This window comes from Bradyrhizobium sp. 21 (assembly GCF_023073335.1).
Classification (GTDB): domain Bacteria; phylum Pseudomonadota; class Alphaproteobacteria; order Rhizobiales; family Xanthobacteraceae; genus Bradyrhizobium.
Map to the genome: position 1 here is coordinate 317,001 of NZ_JADPJG010000032.1, position 16,196 is coordinate 333,196.

At 65.4% G+C, this 16,196-nt stretch carries 11 protein-coding genes; 1 reads left to right on the top strand and 10 read right to left on the bottom strand.

Translation table 11 applies throughout. From position 1 onward, the window contains the following. Nucleotides 1-287: 287 nt before the first annotated feature. Nucleotides 288-1,562 (top strand): multidrug effflux MFS transporter, encoded by a 1,275-nt coding sequence (locus IVB31_RS26755; RefSeq protein WP_247329869.1) that lies wholly within the window; start codon nt 288-290, stop codon nt 1,560-1,562. 157 nt (nt 1,563-1,719) lie between these two features. On the opposite strand, the gene ligA is transcribed toward IVB31_RS26755, so the two are convergent. From ligA to murC, 10 genes are all read right to left on the bottom strand, one after another. After that, nucleotides 1,720-3,873, bottom strand: a complete 2,154-nt coding sequence (ligA, locus tag IVB31_RS26760; protein WP_247329871.1) for an NAD-dependent DNA ligase LigA — start codon at nt 3,871-3,873, stop codon at nt 1,720-1,722. Nucleotides 3,874-3,984: 111 nt separating this feature from the next. Beyond that, complete coding sequence (gene recN / locus IVB31_RS26765; protein ID WP_247329873.1) at nt 3,985-5,658, bottom strand: DNA repair protein RecN; 1,674 nt, start codon at nt 5,656-5,658, stop codon at nt 3,985-3,987. Between the two features lie 6 nt (nt 5,659-5,664). Next, entirely contained in the window at nt 5,665-6,576 is a 912-nt protein-coding gene (locus tag IVB31_RS26770; protein ID WP_247329875.1) for an outer membrane protein assembly factor BamD, read from the bottom strand. 262 nt (nt 6,577-6,838) lie between these two features. Next, entirely contained in the window at nt 6,839-7,801 is a 963-nt protein-coding gene (gene lpxC / locus IVB31_RS26775; protein WP_247329877.1) for a UDP-3-O-acyl-N-acetylglucosamine deacetylase, read from the bottom strand. Between the two features lie 371 nt (nt 7,802-8,172). After that, the gene (gene ftsZ / locus IVB31_RS26780; RefSeq protein WP_247329880.1) at nt 8,173-9,981 is read right to left on the bottom strand and encodes a cell division protein FtsZ; all 1,809 of its coding nucleotides are present in this window, start codon (nt 9,979-9,981) and stop codon (nt 8,173-8,175) included. A gap of 87 nt (nt 9,982-10,068) precedes the next feature. Continuing rightward, entirely contained in the window at nt 10,069-11,391 is a 1,323-nt protein-coding gene (gene ftsA, locus IVB31_RS26785) for a cell division protein FtsA (RefSeq protein WP_247329882.1), read from the bottom strand. Further along, nucleotides 11,388-12,410 carry a cell division protein FtsQ/DivIB gene (locus IVB31_RS26790; protein ID WP_247329884.1) on the bottom strand — a complete coding sequence of 341 codons (1,023 nt, stop codon included), beginning with the start codon at nt 12,408-12,410 and terminating at the stop codon, nt 11,388-11,390. Before IVB31_RS26790 ends, ftsA begins: the two co-directional genes overlap by 4 nt. Nucleotides 12,411-12,759: 349 nt before the next feature. Next, nucleotides 12,760-13,746, bottom strand: coding sequence for a D-alanine--D-alanine ligase (locus IVB31_RS26795; RefSeq protein WP_247329886.1), 987 nt, complete (start codon nt 13,744-13,746; stop codon nt 12,760-12,762). Between the two features lie 22 nt (nt 13,747-13,768). Continuing rightward, nucleotides 13,769-14,689 carry a UDP-N-acetylmuramate dehydrogenase gene (gene murB, locus IVB31_RS26800; RefSeq protein WP_247329890.1) on the bottom strand — a complete coding sequence of 307 codons (921 nt, stop codon included), beginning with the start codon at nt 14,687-14,689 and terminating at the stop codon, nt 13,769-13,771. A gap of 4 nt (nt 14,690-14,693) precedes the next feature. Further along, a complete protein-coding gene (gene murC / locus IVB31_RS26805) occupies nt 14,694-16,097 on the bottom strand; it encodes a UDP-N-acetylmuramate--L-alanine ligase (protein ID WP_247329893.1) in 1,404 nt (467 codons plus the stop codon). Nucleotides 16,098-16,196: the final 99 nt, after the last annotated feature.

Below are 16,196 nucleotides of genomic sequence, written 5' to 3' on the forward strand. Positions count from 1 at the left end.
CGATTTGCGCAAGGCTCTTTCCCGCCCCCGCTGTCATGCCACGCGAAGGCGGGGCATCCAGTACGCCGCGGCTTCTCCGTATACGATTGCTGCCTCTGGAATACTGGATTCCCCGCTTTCGCGGGGAATGACATCTGTGATGCGGCACGAGCATTGCGCCCAATCGGTCGCCATCGCGCCCTCATCATAACCGTCCCGGAATCCGTATAGCCGCATTCCGAAACGCCGATATGCGTCTTGTGCGAGCGCGCTACAGTCCGATTCGAATTTCTGCGAGACGGACACGCATGCACGGCATGATCAGCAAGCCGTCGGAAACGGCGAAGAACCTCGCGACCTCGCGCGTGGTGTTGCTGCTGCTCGTCGTCATGACCGGCATCGCGCCAATCTCGCTTTACATGCTGGTTCCGGCGCTGCCGGTGCTGGCGACGAGCTTTGGCAGCGACATCTCGGTCGCGCAGATGACAGTCTCGCTGTACATGGTCGGCATCGCGCTGTCGCAACTCATCATGGGCCCGCTGTCGGACCGTTTCGGGCGACGACCGGTGCTGCTCGGAGGACTGGCGCTGATGGTGGTCGCCAGCGTCGCCTGCATCTTCGCGGAAACGCTGCCGCAGCTGATCGCCGCGCGTTTCTTCCAGGCCCTGGGCGGCGCCGCCGGCATGGTGGTGAGCCGCGCCATCATCCGCGACATCTACGAGCGCGATCGCGTCGCCTCGATGATCAGCCTCGTCATCGCAGCGCTGATGATCGGACAGATGGTGTCGCCGCTCACCGGCGGCCTGATCGAGACGGCGTTCGGCTGGCGTGCGATCTTCTACGCCATCACCATCGGCGCGATCATCGTCGCCGTCGGCATCGCGGTGGCGCTGCCGGAGACGCGCCGCAGCCGCGCCGCCGGCAGCGGTTTTCGCGGCGACGTCGGCATGCTGATCCGCAACCGCGCCTTCGTCGGCTACGTGTTGTGCCAGGTGCTGGCCTCGCAGATCATCTTCACCTTCGCCGGCGGCGGTCCGTACATCGTGGTGACGCAGATGGGCCGCAGCAGCGCGGAATACGGCGCGTGGTTCGCGACGACGGGTTTTGCCTATCTCGTCGGCAATCTGCTCTGCGTGCGCTTCGCGCCCAGGCACTCGTTGGAGAAATTGATCTGGTTCGGCCTCGCCCTCCAGCTCTGCGGCAGCCTCTTGAACCTGCTGTGGAGTTTCACCGGCTGGAACGAGGCGCCCGCCTGGCTGTTCGGCACGCAGATGATCGTGATGGTCGGCAATGCCTTCGTGATGGCGAATTCGGCCGCCGGCGCGATCAGCATCCGCCCGGAGGCCGCCGGCACCGCGTCGGGCGCGATGGGTTTCCTCCAGCAGGGCATCGGCGCGCTGATGTCGCAATTCGGCGCCTATCTTGGCGGCCACTCCGCGACCACGCTGCCGCTCACCTCGGCGGTGCTGGCGATCTCGCTGCTCTGCGCCTGCACGATGATCTTCGTCGTCCCTCGCCGCGAGGTCGTCGTGAGCGAGACGTTGATCGAGCAGGCGGAGGAGGAAGAGAGCGGGATGATGTGAGGGTGCGACGGTCGCCACGACCTCGGTGTCATCCCCCGCGAAAGCGGGGGATCCAGTACGCCGCGGCTTTTCCGTATCCTCGCACTGTCTCTGGAATACTGGATTCCCCGCCTTCGCGGGGAATGACAGCGTAGCGAGACGCATCAGCGCGCCCTCCTCACTCCCCGATCAGCCCCAACCACTCGTCTTCCGTCAGCACCTTGACGCCGTGCTTGTTGGCCTCCGCGAGCTTCGAGCCCGCGCCGGGACCGGCGACGACGAGATCGGTTTTCTTCGACACCGAGCCTGACACCTTTGCACCGAGCCGCTCGGCGGTCGCCTTGGCCTCGTCGCGCGTCATCTTCTCCAGCGAGCCCGTGAATACCACGGTCTTGCCGGCAACCGCGGAGTTGCTCTTCGGCTTCTCGGCGTCGACGATCTCGACCTCCTTCGTGAGCCGCTCGACGATGCCGCGATTGTGGCTCTCGCCGAAATAATCGGCGATGCTCTTGATCACGGTGTCGCCGATCTGGTCGAGCGCATCCATCTCGGCGATCGCCTCCTCGTCACCCTTGGCGACCTTGAGACTGGCGTCGTGGAAAGCATCCCAGGAACCGTAGCCGCGCGCCAGCGCCAGCCCCGTGGTCTCGCCGACATGGCGCATGCCGAGCGCATAGATGAAGCGCTCCAGCGCGATTTTCCGGCGGCTCTCGATGGCTGCAAAGAGATTGCGCACCGACGTTGCGCCGTAGCCCTCGATGTCTTCGAGCTTCAGCTTTGAATTACGCTTCTCCAGCGTGAAGATGTCGGCGGGCTCCTTCACAAAACCCTCGTCGAAGAAATACTGAAGCTGCTTCTCGCCGAGACCGTCGATGTCGAAGGCGCGCCGCGACACGAACAGCTTGAGATGCTCGATCTTCTGATAGGGGCAGGCGAACTCGCCGGTGCAGCGGGCGCGCGAAGCCTCCTCGCCGGCGGCCGTCGCACCGCGCACGACGTCGGTGTGAAGCGGGCACGGGCATTTCTTCGGGAAATGAAACTCTTTTGCAGTCTTCGGCCGCTTGTCGAGGACGACATCGACGATCTGCGGGATGACGTCACCGGCGCGCTGGATCACCACCGTGTCGCCGATCCTGATGTCGCGGCCATCGCGCAGGCTCTCGCCCTTGTTGCCGATGCCCTTGATGTAGTCCTCGTTGTGCAGCGTGACGTTCTGTACGATCACGCCGCCGACACCGACCGGTTCGAGCTTGCCGACCGGCGTGAACGAGCCGGTGCGGCCGACCTGGATCTCGATATCGCGCAGCACCGTCATGGCGCGCTCAGCCGGAAATTTGTGCGCGATGGCCCAGCGCGGCGTGCGCGAGACGAAACCGAGCCGCTCCTGCCAGTCGATGCGATCGACCTTGTAGACGACGCCGTCGATGTCGTAGTCGAGTTTTGCGCGCTGCTCCTCGATCGCGTGGTGGAACGCAAGCAGTTCCTCGATCGAATGGCACAGCTTCGTCAACGGATTGGTCTTGAAGCCGCAGCGCTCGAACCAACCGATCATGCCGCTCTGCGTGCCCTCCGGCATCGCGCTCATCTCGCCCCAGGCGTAGGCGAAAAAGCCGAGGGGACGCGAGGCGGTGATGGTCGGATCCTTCTGCCGCAGCGAGCCCGCGGCCGAGTTGCGCGGATTGGCGAAGATGGTGCCGCCTTCCGCCTTCTGCCGTTCGTTCAGCGCCAGGAAGGCCTTCTTGGTCATGTAGACCTCGCCGCGCACCTCGCAGATCTCGGGCACGTTGCGGCCCTTCAGCCTCTCGGGCACGTCTTCGAGCGTGCGGATGTTGGCGGTGACGTCCTCGCCTTCCGCGCCGTCGCCGCGCGTCGCCGCGGTGACGAGTTCGCCGCCCTCGTAACGCAGCGACATCGAGAGGCCGTCGATCTTCGGCTCGGCGGAGAAGTCGATCTTGTCGTCGTCGAGCTTCAGGAAACGCACGATGCGGCCGACGAAGTCGCGCAAATCCTCTTCGGCAAAGGCGTTGTCGAGCGACAGCATGGGGACGGAATGCCGCACTTTCTTGAAGCGGCCTGACGGTGCGGCACCGACCTTCTGCGACGGCGAGTCCGCGCTGACGAATTCCGGAAAGCGTTTCTCGATCGCGTTGAGGCGCTGGCGTAGCGCGTCGTACTCGGCGTCGGTGACAGTGGGCGCGTCGTCCTGATAATAGCGCTCGTTATGTCCCTCGATCTCGAGCGACAGCCGCATGTGTTCGATCTTGGCCTGCGCCTTGGTGAGGGCGGCGACGTCGCGAAGCGGTGTTGTTTTGGATTTTGCTGCTCTTGCCATGGCGCTTGGATACGACGGAGCGGGCGGGAGGGTAAAGTCGGTTACAGTTTCATACCCTGGACATAGTATTCTGGATCCCGGCTCGCGCTGCGCGCGTCCGGGACACGAAACTCAGGCCGTCGCCGCCTTGAGCAGCCGGTCCGCGGCCGCCCTCGCTTCCGCCGTGATCTCGGCGCCGGCGAGCATGCGGGCAATCTCCTCGCGGCGGTGGTCGGCGGCCAGCGCATTGACGCGGGTGGCGACGCGCCTGCCCTTGTCCAGCGCATCCTTGGAGATCAGCAGATGCTGGTCGGCGCGGGCGGCGACCTGGGGGGCGTGGGTCACGGCCATCACCTGGACCTTGCCGGCCAACCGCGCCAGGCGCCCGCCGATGGCATCGGCAACCGCACCGCCCACACCGGTGTCGATCTCGTCGAACACGAGCGTCGGCGCCGAGCCACGGTCGGACAGCACGACCTTGAGTGCCAGGAGGAAGCGCGACAGCTCGCCGCCGGAGGCGACTTTCATCAGCGGGCCCGGCTTGGTGCCGGGATTGGTCTGCACCCAGAACTCGACACGGTCGAACCCTTGCGGGCCTGGAGCTGCCTCATCGGTCTCGACCTGGGTCATGAACTTGGCGCGTTCGAGCTTGAGCGGCGCCAGCTCGGCATTGACGGCCTTGTTGAGCTTCTCGGCCGATTTCTGCCGCGCCATCGACAGCTTTTTGGCGGCCGCGGAATAGCGCGCATCGGCCTCGACCGCGGCCTGCTCCAGCTTTTTCAACCGCGAGGCGCCGGCATCGATCAGCACGATTTCGGCGGCATATTTGGCGGCGAGCGCGGCCAGCCCGTCGACCGGCGTCGAATATTTGCGCGAGGCGGCGCGCAGTGCGAACAGGCGCTCCTCGATGCGTTCGAGCTCACCCGGATCGAAATCGGTTGCGGCCAGCGCCGCCTGGAGATGCTGATCGGCTTCCTCGAGCGCGTTGATCGCGATGTCGATGGCCTTCACTGCCGGCTCGACCAGGGCCGGCGAATTGACGCCGCGGCGCTCCAGCCGGCGCACGGCCGCCGCCAGCGCCCCGACCGGGGAATGGTTGCCGCCGACCGCCTCCTGCGCCTCGCGCAAATCGGAGGCGATCTTCTCGCCCTGCATCATGGTGGTGCGGCGCGAAGCCAGCGAGGTTTCCTCGCCATCCTTGGGCGCGAGCTGCTTCAGCTCGTCGGAGGCGTGGCGCAGATAGTCGGCCTCGCGCGCAGCGCGCTCCATGGCGGCGCGATGCTCCTCCAGCGCGGTGTTGGCGGTGCGGCGTGCGTCCCAGAGCGTTTCGACCGCCGCGACGTCCTTTTCGAGGCCGGCAAAGGCGTCGAGCAGGCGGCGGTGGGTGGCGGCATCGACCAGCGCGCGCTCGTCATGCTGGCCGTGGATCTCGACCAGGGCAGCGCCGACCGCCTTCAGCGTCTGCACGCTGATCGACTGGTCGTTGATGAAGGCCCGGGTGCGGCCATCGGCGAGCTGGACCCGGCGGAGAATCATCTCACCGGTATCCTCCAGCCCGTTCTCGGCGAGGATCTTCGCTGCGGGGTGATTTTTGGGGATATCGAACACGGCGGTGACCTGACCCTGCTCCGCGCCGTGGCGCACGAGGCCGGCATCGCCGCGGCCGCCGAGCGCCAACGCAAAGGCATCGAGCAGGATGGATTTGCCCGCACCGGTCTCGCCGGTCAAAACCGCGAGGCCCGTTGCGAATTCGATATCGAGCCGTTCGATCAGGACGATGTCACGGATCGACAGACGCGCCAGCATGGGAAATCAATTCCTGGCCGAGAGACCCAATTTGCTGAAGGTCTTGCTAATCCAAGACCCCTGATTCTCGCTCGGTTCGAGACCGCCGTTTTTTACAAGATTATAGGCGTCCTTGTACCATCGGCTGTCAGGAAAATTGTGCCCGAGGACGGCCGCCGCGGTCTGCGCCTCGCCGACGATGCCGATCGCCATATAAGCCTCGGTGAGCCGGAACAACGCCTCCTCGACATGACGGGTGGTCTGGTACTGCGTGACGACCGCCTTGTAGCGGTTGATCGCCGCTGTGTAGTCGCGCTTCTGCGCGTAGTAGCGGCCGACATTCATTTCCTTGCCGGCGAGCTGGTCGCGGGCACCCTCGATCTTGGCCTTGGCCGAGGTCGCATATTCGGAGGTCGGATATTTGCGCACCACCTCTTCCAGCGAGGCGATCGCCTTCTCGGTGCGGGTCTGGTCGCGGCTGATGTCCGGGATCTGGTCGTAATGCGAGGCCGCGATCAGATATTGCGCATAGGCCGCATCCGGGCTGCCGGGATGCAGGGTGACGTAGCGGGTGGCCGCGCCGATGCAGCTGTCATAGTCGCCGCCCTGATAGGACGCATAGGCGGACATCAGCAGCGATTTGCGAGCCCATTCGGAATAAGGATGCTGGCGGTCGACCTCCTCGAACTTCTTGTTCGCCGCCTTCATGTCCTTCTTCTCGTTCATGAGGTACAGGCCCTCGTTGTAGATCTTGTCGGCGGGCTCCTCGACGAAGGTGTCGTCCTTGGCGGTGAACTTGTCCCAGAGCGCGCCGGTGCCGCAGCCGGCCAGCGGCAGCGCGAGCACGAAGAAGGTGGCAGCCTTGAGCAATCCCCGGACTCGAGGCGAGACGTCTCGAGGCAACTGGAGATATCCGCGCGTCATACGCTGTGCCGACATGAGTATTGCCCTGACGCCCTGTGGTGCGGTGTCCGCCAGCCCATGACCCCCGTCACGGGCGCGAAATGGTGCCGTGGTGCCTGCCATGCGACCACGCCGGTGTAACCGAAAAACGATCTTGAACCAACCGGATAGGCAGGCATTCCGCCCGGATTAAGGCGAATGCGCCGCAATCCTGGCCGATCATCGTTACCAGGAGTTTCCCGGGGACGCGGTGGGCGCAAACACCCGCCACGAGAGGTCCGTCAGGACACGTCGCTCTTTAGGATACGTCCGGCCCATAGGCCGCGGCGATCCGGCCGCCGACAATGCCGCGACCGACTTCGCCCACGGGACGCGTGGTGCGGCGGGCCGCCTCGCCCTCGACCACCCGCCAGGCGGTACGGTCGGCGAGCAGCGCGGTCAGAACAGCGTGGTTGAGCTTGTGGCCGCCACGCACCGAGCGATAGGCGCCAAGTAGCGGCAGACCGGCCAGCGCGAGGTCGCCGATCACGTCCAGCACCTTGTGGCGGGCGCATTCGTCGGCGTAGCGCAGGCCTTCGGTGTTGAGCAGCCGCTCCTCGTCGAACACGACGGTATTGTCGAAGGAGGCGCCGAGCGCATAGCCGGCGCTCCAGAGCCGCGCGACGTCGCACATCAGACCGAAAGTCCGGGCTCGGCCGACTTCGCGGCGGAAACGTTCCGGGCTGAGGTCGAAGGCGTAGCTCTGCTGGCCGATGACAGGATTGGTGAAGTCGATCTCGACCTCGGCGCGGAACCCGTTGGCATAGGGCCTGATCTCGCCGAAGGAATTGCCGAGCTTGACCGAGATCGGCTTCAGAACCTGGATGAAGCGGCGCTGTGCCGGCTGAGTCACGATGCCGGCCTGGTCGATCGCCGCAATGAAGGCCGCGGCGCTGCCGTCCATGATCGGCACTTCCGGCCCGTCGATCTCGATGACGGCATTGTCGACGCCCATGCCCCGCAGCGCGGCAAGCACATGCTCGGCGGTGGAGACCAGCGGGCCGCTGCGATCACCGAGGACGGTGGCGAAATCGGTCGCGATCACCTGCTCGGCGGTCGCCTGAACTTCGCGGTCACTTCCCTCGAGTCCGGTGCGGACAAAAATATAACCTGCGTCGACAGGCGCGGGCCCAAGCGTGAGGGTGACGGGAAGACCGGAATGAACGCCCACGCCTGCCACGGTGGCTTGCGCACGAAGCGTTGTTTGCCGGCTAAATTTCATCAGGAACCCGCCCCACTACGACCACTGCGACCACTGCGACTTATACTGAACCCGACTGACCGGCCAAGGACCGCTCGTTCCGAATCCGTATCCCCAAGTCACGGCAAACCATAGTCACTGCCTCAAACAGCGCCAACTCACGCTTTTTTACCGATTGTTACCCCAAACCTGCCGTATTCGCGCCAAGGCTTAACCAAATTGGAGCGAAATTTGGGACCGTCACCGGCAGTTTTACTGAACCACCGAATACGTAATTAATGATTTAAAATCAGTTGCTTGGCTGCGCAATCCGGATATGCACCGGACCAAAGGAAAGGTCCCGGCGAGCTTCTCGCCGGGACCTCTTTTCGTCTGCCTTATTGTAACAATCCTCAGGTCGCCTGCCGCCGCAGGAAGGCCGGGATGTCAAGATGGTCGTCTCCCTGTGGCGCCGGCGCAACAGCGGCGGGACGGCCATGCATGTCCAGGCCCTGCGGTGCGGGACGGCGGGCATACTCGGACACCGGCTCGCTGGTCGCGATTTGCTGCGCCACGGTCTTCTGGGGCCGGCGATCGGGCAGCGGCGGCATCGCGGGACCGGCGGTACGGGCCGCGATCGGCGCCTCGCTCTCCTCGTCACGACGGCCGAGGCCGACATTGGCGAGGCGCTGGAGCAGCGACAGGCGGCTCTTCTGCGGGGTCTCTTCTTCAACCTCGCCACGAGCCTGGCGAAGCTCGGCCTGGGCCGGCATCGGCAGCTCTTCGATACGCGGCATCCGCGGTGTGCGGACCGGCGCACGCTCGGCCTGCGGCGGGATGAAGGTCTCCGGCGTCATCGTCTCATGCATGGCCATCGGCCCCTGCTCAGGCTCCGGGAACAGCGTGGGCTTCTGCGCGATGGGGCGCACGGTGACGTCGCCATAAGTCTGCATCGGCGCCGGAGCCTGCGGGACGTCCGCAACGGCGGCGGCGATGGCGGCGAGCGCAGCCCGTTCGACGTTCGGACGCGGAGCCATGGGAGCGGCGGCGAACTGGCCCGGTGCGGCGCCCGGGATCTGAGCTTCCAGCTTCTGGGCACGCTCGGCCATGCGCTGATTGTCGGCCCGGAGCCGCGCGGTTAAATCGGCGAGACGGCTCTCGGCAACCGCGGCCGGAGCAGCGGGAGCCTGCTGCGCCTGCGGCGCCGCCGCGTTCGCAATCGGAGCGCTGGTGGCCTGGCTGTTGCGGGCGATCGCGGCCTGCTCGATGCCGGTGGCGACGACCGAGACGCGGATCAGGCCATCGAGCGCTTCGTCGAAGGTCGCGCCGACGATGATGTTGGCGTCCTGGTCGACTTCCTCGCGGATGCGGGTCGCGGCTTCGTCGACCTCGAACAAAGTGAGGTCCTTGCCGCCTGTGATGGAGATGAGGAGGCCCTTGGCGCCCTTCATCGAGCTGTCGTCGATCAGCGGGTTGGCGATCGCGGCTTCAGCGGCGGTCAGCGCGCGCTTGTCGCCGGAGGCCTCGCCCGTGCCCATCATCGCCTTGCCCATCTCACGCATCACGGCGCGGACGTCGGCGAAGTCGAGGTTGATCAGACCTTCCTTGACCATCAGGTCGGTGATGCAGGCAACGCCGGAGTAGAGCACCTGGTCGGCCATCGCGAAGGCGTCGGCGAAGGTGGTCTTCTCATTGGCGACCCGGAACAGGTTCTGGTTCGGGATGATCAGCAGCGTATCGACGACCTTGTGCAGCTCGTTGATGCCGGCCTCCGCGGTGCGCATGCGGCGACCGCCCTCGAAGTGGAAGGGCTTGGTCACGACGCCGACGGTGAGGATCCCCATCTCGCGCGCGATCTTGGCGATCACCGGGGCTGCACCGGTGCCGGTGCCGCCGCCCATGCCGGCGGTGACGAACACCATGTTGGCGCCCGAGAGATGATCACGCAGCTCGTCCATCACCTCTTCCGCGGCTTCCGCGCCAACGTTCGGCTGCGAGCCTGCGCCCAACCCTTGCGTGGCCGCCGTGCCCATCTGCACGATGCGCTGCGCCTTCGACATCGTCAGCGCCTGCGCGTCGGTATTGGCAACCACGAAGTCGACGCCCTGGAGGCCCGCCGTGATCATGTTGTTGACGGCGTTACCACCGGCGCCGCCGACGCCGAACACGGTGATCCGGGGCTTCAGTTCGTGAATATCAGGAACATTGATGCTGATGGTCATGTTTGCCTCTCGATCACGCGCGCGTGGGTTCGCCCCGGCCGACGGCCGCGGGAGTTGGTGAAATTCGAAGATTGCGGAACCGGTTCATCAGAAGCCCTCGCGTAGCCATCGTCCGACCTTTCCAAAATAGCCGCCCGTCCCTGTCTTGACCTGCTGCCGCGTATGCCGCGGTTCGACATGCTCGTGGTGAACATATTGCGGGTAGACCAGGAGCCCGGCCGGCACCGCGAAGGCGGCGTTCTTGGCCTCGTTGGGCAGCCGGCCGAAACCGAGTGGACGTCCGACCCGCACGGGCCGGCCGAGAATCTGCGTTCCGAGCTCGACGAGGCCAGTGAGCTGCGAGGCTCCGCCCGAGAGCACGACGCGGCCATTGGGCTCTGAGGCGAAGGGCGAATCCTTCAGCTTGTCCCGAACCATTTCGAAGACTTCCTCGGCACGGTGCTTGACGATGTTGGCGATGGTAGCGCGGGAGACGATCTGCGGCAGATCCTGCTCGTCACCGGCTGTCGGTACAGACATCAGCTCACGCGAGTCCGATCCGCCGGTGATGACGGTCCCGTATAACGTCTTGATTCGCTCGGCATCGGCAATGGTCGCGGAGAGTCCGCGCGCCAGATCCATCGTGATGTGTTGCCCGCCGACCGCAAAACCCGCGGCGTGCACGAAACGGCCGCCGGAATAGACCGCGATGGTGGTGGTGCCCGCGCCCATCTCGACGACGGCAGCGCCGAGATCGGCCTCGTCGTCGGTCAGCACCGACAGGCCGGCCACATACGGGCTCGCCGCCATGGCTTCGACATTGATGTGGCAGCGCTCAACCGCGAGCATCAGGTTCCGCGCCACGGTGGCGTCACAGGTGACGACGTTCATGTCGACGCCGAACTGATGCGCGACCATGCCGCGAGGATCGCGGATGCCCTTGACGCCATCGAGCGTGTAGCCGACCGGCAGCGCGTGCAGCACGGTGCGGCCCTCGCCGGTGGCGTGGCGCATGCCGGTGGAGGTGACGCGGCTGACATCGGCCTGCGTCACGGCGCCACCACGGATGTCGGCCGCGGCTTCGACCAGCTGGCCGGAAAGTCGGCCGCCGGAGACCGACAGCAGAACGGACTCGACCCGCACCTTGGCCATTTTCTCCGCCAGCCCGACGGCTTGGCGCACAGCCTGCTCGCATTCGGCGAGATCGACCACTGCGCCGGCCTTCATGCCGCGCGACTGGATCTGGCTGTAACCGATCAGCTCCACCGCATGGGTGCGATCGCGCAGGGCTTCGCTCGGCGCCGACGGCCTCAGCCGCGCGATCATGCAGGCGATCTTGCTGGTGCCGATGTCGAGGCAGGCGACGAGGCCGCCGCGCTTGTGCGGCATCGGGCGTGTCTTCGGCGTCTGGGTGCGATCAAGACCGGTCATGCGGAATCCCCGGCCTTTTTCTTTTTCTTGTCCTTGAACAGATCGTCGCGCGCTTTGGCGGCGTCCTCGGACAGCTGCACGACCAGCCGATCGGGCAGGCGCATGTCGACGGCGACGATGTCGCGGGAGAACAGCCGGTCCTCCTTGTCGAGCCTGGACAGCATCGCGAGCGCGTTGCCGACGTCCTGCTCGGGCAGCCGGATGTCGAGGCCGTCCTTGAGCCTCAGGTTCCAGCGCCGCTCGCCGACGAAGATCGCGGCCTTGGTGATCGAATTGACCTGCGGATAGCGCGCAAGCAGCGCCAGGAAATCGCGGGCCTGCGTATCGGCGCCCTTGCCAACCACCAGCGGCAGCGCCAGGAACCGGCGCGAGACATAGGGTTCGAGCACGGCGCCGTCGTCGGCGATGACGGAAAGCCGGCCGCCCTCCTGCCACAGCGCGAACGCCTGGCGCTCGGTGATGTCGATCATGAGCCGGCCCGGATAGAGCTTGAGCACCGTCGCATCCGCGATCCAGGGATTGGCCTTGAGCTTGTCGCGCACCGCGTCGGCGTCGAGGAACAGCAGCGAGGAACGGCCGCTGACGCCGCCGATTGCGAGGATCTCGTCCTGGCTGAGCTGCTTGCGGCCGTTGATCGCGACCGAGGTGATGCGGAAGCCGGCGGAATTGGCCAGCGCATTGCGGGTATCGCTGACCGCCGTGATGAAATCCTGGAGATGGCCACCCTTGACGATGCCGAAGCCGCCGCTTCCGATCAGCAGCAGAACGGTCATGCTGATCCCGACCCGGCGCGGCAGATAGCGCTCGACCATCGCGACGACGCGCGGCGGCGGCTCGCGCTCGACGATGGGCTTGGCTTTGGTCCTGATCTTGTTCTGGGCGGCAGCGCGCTTCTGGTCGCGCTTGTCCTGTACCCACTCGCGCAGAAGCACGACCGCTCCGATAGCGGCCGCCTTCAGATCAGCTTGGGGCCTCAGCGATCTGAAAAACGACCGGGTGAGGCTTCCTGCACCATCCATTGCACGAGCTCGTCAACAGTTTGCCCGCAACATCGCGCGGGTCCTGGCGAACATGACGTCTCGGACTTGCCGGGCCGGGTGCTGGTCTTCAGCAGAAGAAGCCTTTCCCCATCAAAGCGTTCGCTGGAGGTGAGTTCACCCGCAACAGCTCACGCGCCGGCAGCCAAAGCGCCATATGCGCCGCCAGCGTTAACCTTCGGCCTTCCTGGTAAACAAAAGGTAAAGTTCGTTAACGCGGAATGCGTTTTGCCCAGGCATGTGAGGCATTTATGCCGCGATCTCCGGCATTTTACCGGTTTTGGGTTCCAAAACCGGCCGTTTCGCCCTTGCGACCGTTAACCAATCCTAATTATTTCCGCACGCCCCGCGCGGCGAGCTCGATCAGGCCGCGCAGGAAGTCGACGAATTCGAGGCCCTCGGCCTTCAGCGCCTTGGGGTAGAGCGAGGACTTGGTCAGCCCGGGCAGCGTGTTGGTTTCGAGATAGACCAGGCCCTTGTCCGAGACGATGAAGTCCGAGCGGGAGTAGCCGGTGCAGGACATCGCGCGATGCGCCAGTGATGCCTGCTCCTTCAGCGCGGCGGTGATCTCCGGCGAAAAGCGGCCGGGACAGATCTCCTGGGTCGAGCTCAGGAGATACTTTGCCGCGTAGTCGAAAGCGCCCTCGCCCGGAATGATCTCGATCGGCGGCAGCGCGACGATCGAACCGTCCGGCCGCTCCAGCACGCCGCAGGTCGCCTCGACGCCGGCAATGTAGGGCTCGATCACGTAGTCTTCGTGCTTCGCGGCGTTGCGGACCGCGACGAGATCCTGCCTGGCGTTGACGAAGATCAGGCCGTAGCTCGATCCATCCTTCGCAGGCTTTGCGATCAGCCGGCCGTATTCGGCGAAGGCTTCGTCGATCTCGTCCAGCGCAATGTTGGCCGGCGGCGTCACGCCGCCGAGCGCGGCGAAATGCTTGGCCGCGATCTTGTCGAAGGCAAGATGCGAGGACGCCGAGCCCGAGCCGGTGAAGGCCACGCCACGCGCTTCGCACATCACCTGCAATTCGCCGTTCTCGGCACGTCCGCCATGCAGGCCGAGCACCAGCACGCGGTCTTCCGCCTTGGCCTGGTCGAGCGCCTGAGCCAGCGGAATGCCTGATGTGCCCGGCTTGAACTCGTCCTCGAACGGACGGGCGTGTTCGAGCAGCTGCTTCGACTGCACGACATGCACCTTGTCCTCGACGTCCCACCACCAGAGATCGGCCTCGGGCAGCGCATGATGCAGCGCCTGGGCTGAAGCAACCGAAACCAGACGCTCCCGGTTGGAGCCGCCGAAGAGGATGGTGATGCGCATGTTCTCTCGCCGCTTGTCCAAATTAGCCGGGAATTCCAACCCGCTTGATTTCCCAGTGTAGCTCAATTCCGGAATTTGCCTTCACGCGTTCGCGCACGGTTTCGCCCAACGTCTCGATGTCGTGCGCGGTGGCATCACCGGTGTTGATCAGGAAATTGCAGTGCATCTCCGAGACCTGCGCGCCGCCGACACGCAGGCCGCGGCAGCCGGCGGCATCGACCAGCTTCCAGGCGGAATGGCCGGGCGGATTCTTGAAGGTCGAGCCGCCGGTCTTTTCGCGGATCGGCTGCGCGGTCTCGCGATGGGTCTGCACCTCCGCCATGCGCGCGCGGATCGCGTCAGTATCCCTGATCTCGCCACGGAACCGCGCGGAGGTGAAGATGACCGAGGGATCGACGCCGCTGTTGCGGTAGACGAACTTCATGTCGGCATTGGAGAAGGTGTGCGTCGTGCCGTCGCGCGCCACACCGGTCGCCGCGATCAGCACGTCCTTGGTCTCGCCGCCATTGGCGCCCGCATTCATGCGCAGCGCGCCGCCGATGGTGCCGGGAATGCCGAAATAGAATTCGAGCCCGCCGATGTTCGCGCTGGCGGCGACTTCCGCCACGCGCTTGTCGAGCACGGCCGCGCCCGCGGTGACGATGTCGCCGCTCGCGCTCGCCTCGCCAAAGGCGCGCGGCGCGAGACGGATCACCACGCCCGCAATGCCGCCGTCGCGCACGATCAGGTTGGAGCCGACACCGACGACATGGACGGGAATGTCGCTCTCGAGATGCGCGAGGAAATAAGCGAGGTCGTCCTCGTCCGTCGGCGTGAACAGCACCTGCGCCGGGCCGCCGACGCGAAACCAGGTGAGTTCGGCGAGCGACTGGTTGGCGAGCAGCCGGCCGCGCAGTTGCGGCATCGCGGCTTTCAGATCCGGCGTGATATCGGGAAATCCCACCGCCCTACCCCAGCGCCTTCAATTCGCCGGGCAACGCATACGCCCATTGCGTGATGTTGCCGGCGCCCAGGCACACGACGAGATCGCCCGACTTCGCCAATCCCTTGACGATGCCTGCGAGCGCCGGCGCCGCCGGCAGCGGGATCACCTCGCGGTGACCATGGGCGCGCAGGCCCGCGACGAAATGGTCGCGGTCGATGCCCTCGATCGGCGTCTCGCCTGCGGCATAGATTTCGGCGACAACCACCGCATCCGCGTCGTTGAAGCAGGTGCAGAATTCCTCGAACAGCGACTGCAGGCGGGTGTAGCGATGCGGCTGCACCACGGCGACGACCTTGCCGTTGGTGGATTCCCGCGCCGCCTTCAGCACCGCGGCGATCTCGACCGGATGATGGCCGTAATCGTCGATTACGGTGATGCCGTTCCAGTCACCGGTCTTGGTGAAGCGGCGCTTGACGCCGCCGAAGCCCGCGATCGCCTTGCGGATCGCCTCGTCCGACACGCCGAGCTCGCGCGCGACCGCGATCGCGGCCGTCGCGTTGGAGGCGTTGTGACGGCCGGGCATCGGCAGCATGAGATCGGCGATCTCCTGCGCGCGGCCGGTCTTGCGATCGCGGAACGCGACCTTGAATTTCGATCCGCCGCCCATCGGGGTCAAGTCGAGCAGCCGTACATCGGCTTGCGGATTCTCACCGTAAGTGATGATGCGGCGATCCTCGATCTTGCCGACGATGGTCTGCACCACGGGATGGTCGGTGCACATCACGGCGAAGCCGTAGAACGGCAGGTTCTCGACGAAGTTTCGGAACGCGTCCTGCACGGCCTCGAAGGTCTTGAAGTGATCGAGATGCTCGGGATCGACATTGGTGACGATCGCGACCTCGGTCGGCAGCTTCAAAAACGTGCCGTCGCTCTCGTCGGCTTCCACCACCATCCAGTCGCCGGCGCCGAGACGCGCGTTGGAGGCGTAGGCGTTGATGATGCCGCCGTTGATGACGGTCGGATCGAGGCCGCCGGAGTCGAGCAGCGTCGCGACCATCGTGGTGGTCGTGGTCTTGCCATGGGTGCCCGCGATGGCGACGCAGCTCTTCAGCCGCATCAGCTCGGCCAGCATCTCGGCGCGGCGCACCACTGGAATACGCCGTTCGCGCGCCGCCATCAGTTCCGGATTGTCGCGCTTGATCGCGGTGGAGACCACGACGACCTCGGCGCCGTCGACGTTCTCGGCCTTGTGGCCGACCGACACTCTTGCGCCGTTCTTGCGCAGACGGTCGAGATTGTAATTGTCGGAGGCGTCCGAGCCCTGCACGGCGTAGCCGAGATTGAGCAGCACCTCGGCGATGCCGCTCATACCGATCCCGCCGATCCCGACGAAGTGGATGGGTCCGATCTCGCGCGGCAGTCTCATGCTCTGTTCCCTGACCTTGCCGCCTTGCGCAGGCGGCATCTGGCGAAGGTCACGGCCAAATCAGCCGCACCGTTCCTACTGGATGCCCCGCTTTAGAAG